4 protein-coding genes are annotated in these 2,838 nt (G+C 74.1%); 1 reads left to right on the forward strand and 3 read right to left on the reverse strand.

What is annotated here, in order from left to right:
- Window positions 1–21: 21 nt before the first annotated feature.
- Genes PLL68_RS11010 through PLL68_RS11020 form a run of 3 tightly spaced genes read right to left on the reverse strand, consistent with a single transcriptional unit; the run spans window position 22 to window position 2,451 of the window.
- A complete protein-coding gene (locus PLL68_RS11010; RefSeq protein WP_324534035.1) occupies window positions 22–1,371 on the reverse strand; it encodes a sensor histidine kinase in 1,350 nt (449 codons plus the stop codon).
- Window positions 1,368–2,072 (reverse strand): response regulator transcription factor, encoded by a 705-nt coding sequence (locus PLL68_RS11015; RefSeq protein WP_324534037.1) that lies wholly within the window; start codon window positions 2,070–2,072, stop codon window positions 1,368–1,370. Before PLL68_RS11015 ends, PLL68_RS11010 begins: the two co-directional genes overlap by 4 nt.
- A 10-nt stretch (window positions 2,073–2,082) precedes the next feature.
- Window positions 2,083–2,451: a hypothetical protein gene (locus tag PLL68_RS11020; RefSeq protein WP_324534039.1), complete on the reverse strand. Its 369-nt coding sequence runs from the start codon at window positions 2,449–2,451 to the stop codon at window positions 2,083–2,085.
- A gap of 7 nt (window positions 2,452–2,458) precedes the next feature.
- On the opposite strand from PLL68_RS11020, the gene PLL68_RS11025 reads away from it, so the two are divergent.
- Window positions 2,459–2,617 (forward strand): hypothetical protein, encoded by a 159-nt coding sequence (locus PLL68_RS11025; protein WP_324534041.1) that lies wholly within the window; start codon window positions 2,459–2,461, stop codon window positions 2,615–2,617.
- The last annotated feature ends 221 nt before the right edge of the window (window positions 2,618–2,838 follow it).

Consider the following 2,838-nt stretch of genomic DNA (forward strand, 5'->3'; position numbering starts at 1 on the left):
GTGGGTGCCCCTGCCGGGCGCTCAGCCCTGCGCACCCTCGTGCCGCGCCGGTGCCGCCTCCGCGACCGGGAGGTGCACGGCCACGGCGAGCCCGCCGAGGCTGGAGGTGCCCAGGTCCACCGACCCACCCGCGGCCTCGGTGACCCGGTGGACGATCGCCAGCCCCAGCCCGCTCGACCCGGCCCCGCTGTACCCGCGGCCCCGGTAGGGCAACGGCATCCCCGGGCCGGCGTCCTCGACGACGATGACCACGGCAGCCGTCGAGCCGCCCACGAGCCCCGGGTGCACGACGACCCGGGCCGCGGTGCCCTCGGGGGTGTGCGCGAAGACGTTGTCGAGCAGGGTGTCGGTGATCTCGCGGACGTCCTGCACGGCCAGCCGCACCGGGGTGTGTGCACCCGCGCTGACCTCGAGGGTGAGGTCACGGCCCTGGTCCTCGGCGAGCGGTCGCCAGAAGTCGACCCGGTCGGCGACGGTCGGTGGCACCGAGCTGGTGCCCGGCAGCTCGTCGCGCGCGGTACGCCGGGCGTCGCGCACGACGTCGTCGATGCTGCGCTGCAGCTCGTCGACGTGCTCGCGCAACCGGGCGCCCAGTGCCTCGTCCTCGACGAGGTCGGTGTCCAGGCGCAGGGCTGTCACCGGGGTGCGCAGCCGGTGGCCGAGGTCTGCGGCATGGGCGCGTTCGGCGGCGACCAGTTCGTGGATGCGGTCGGCGAGGGCGTTCAGGGCCCGCCCGAGCTCGGCCGTCTCCGGGGGGCCGCCGGGCTCGGCGCGGGCACTGGAGTCGCCCTCGCGCAGCGCGTGCGCGACCCGGGCCACCTCGAGCACCGGTTCGCTCGTGCGCCTGCCGAGCCGGAAGGCCACGGCGACGGAGAGGGCGATGAGCGCCAGGCCGAGCCCGACGATCGTCGCCCAGGCGCCGCGCACACCAGAGCGCAGTTCCTCCGGCAGCACGGTGGCGACCACGACCTCGAGCCCGCGCGAGCTGACGACCGGCACGACGGCATCCAGACCGTGGTCCTGCTCCACGGTGAACGCACCCTGCACGACGCGGGCCCGCTCGACGGCGGCCCACGTGTCCGGGGCCAGGGCGGCGGTGGAGCCCACCCCGTCACGCCCGAGCACGGTGCCGTCGGGTTCGACGACGACGACCTCCGGACCGCGGGTGCTGAGGTCACTCACGGTGCGCTCCAGCGCGTCGCGGTCACCGACGGTGGCCACGAGCGTCGACACTCCTTGCGCCTGCTCGCGGGCGCGCGTCGTGGCCCGGTCCTGCGCGAGGTTGGCGACCAGGAAGCACAACGGCACGATGAAGGCGACGACGACGGCGGAGGTCGTCGCCGCGACGAGCAGCGCGATCCGGCGCGTCACCCGGGAACTCCGCTCCCGGCATCCGAGGGTGGCGCCAGGCGCACCCCGACGCCGCGAACGCTGTGCAGGTACACGGGATGAGCCGCGCTCTCGCCGAGCTTGCGCCGCAGCCACGACAGGTGCACGTCGACGGTGCGCTCGCCGCCGCCGTAGGGCTGGTTCCACACCTGCGCGAGGATCTCGCGCTTGGTGACGACCTCGCCCGCCCGCCCCGCGAGCAATTGGAGCAGGTCGAACTCCAGGCGCGAGAGGTCGAGGTCGACCCCGCGCAGGGTGGCCCGGCGCGTCGCCGCCTCGATGACGAGGTCACCGACGGTGAGGGCCGCGGCCGGGTCCTCCGCGCTCGAGCGGCGCAGCACCGCGCGGATGCGCGCCTCGAGCTGGTCCATCCCGAAGGGTTTGACGACGTAGTCGTCGGCCCCCGCGTCCAGCGCCCGCACGATCGAGGGGTCGTCGTCGCGCGCGGTGACGACGATGACCGGGGTGGTTCGCACCGCCCGCAGCATCGTCAGCAGGCTGTGCCCGTCGAGGTCGGGCAGTCCGAGGTCGAGCAGCACGACGTCCGGCTGGTCGTCGAGCGCCTGCTGCAGCCCCGGCATGCCCGCGGGCGCGCTCGAGACCGCATGACCGCGGTCGGTGAGGGAGCGCACGAGGGACGAGCGGATCGCGGGGTCGTCCTCGATGACCAAGACGTGTGCCACAGTGGGCACGCTAGAGCAGGGTGGAGGTGAACGCGGTGTCGGCACGTCGACGCGCGCTCGTGGGAATGGTCCTGGCGTGGTGTGCCGTGGTGCTAGCGGTCGCCACGGTGACCTTCGTCGTCGTCGACCGCGCCGGCCGGGGGGTGGGGCAGGCGTCCGCGGCACGCACCGTCGCGCCGTCCCCGTCACCGGTGTCCTCCGGCCCGTCCGCGACATCAGGGATGCCGGGCACACCCACCGCGACCGCGTCGCCCTCGTCGTCGTCGGGGTCCTCGTCGTCGCCGGGGTCATCGACGACGCCGCAGCCGAGCGCCGGCGCCGAGCGAACGGCATCCTTCCCGACCGCGGCGGGAACGGTCGTCGCCACCTGCGACGGCACCCGACTGATGTTGGGCTCGATCACCGTGCGCGACGGCTGGCGGTTCGAGAAGGAGGACGAGAAGGGCCAGCTCGAGGTGAAGTTCAAGACCGATGCCCGTGACGTCGATGACGTGGAGCTCCTGCTCGGGTGCGTGGACGGCATCCCGACGGCGCTGAAGGCCTGACCCGACGCTCGATGGTGGGAGCGGGCCAGCGGTACCCGGGCTCCCAGGTTCGACCGGGTTCCGCGCAGGCCTCAGGCGTCGGTGGCACCCATGGCGACGAGGCGCTCCACGACACTGGTCAGCCCTCGGGCCTGCGCGGCCTCCAGAGGGGTCTGCCCCTCGAGCACGGAGATCAGCGTCGGGTCGGCACCGTGGTCGAGCAGCAGGTGGGCCATCCGTTC

The organism is Ornithinibacter sp., from assembly GCF_035443565.1.
In the GTDB taxonomy this organism is placed as follows: domain Bacteria; phylum Actinomycetota; class Actinomycetes; order Actinomycetales; family Dermatophilaceae; genus Fodinibacter.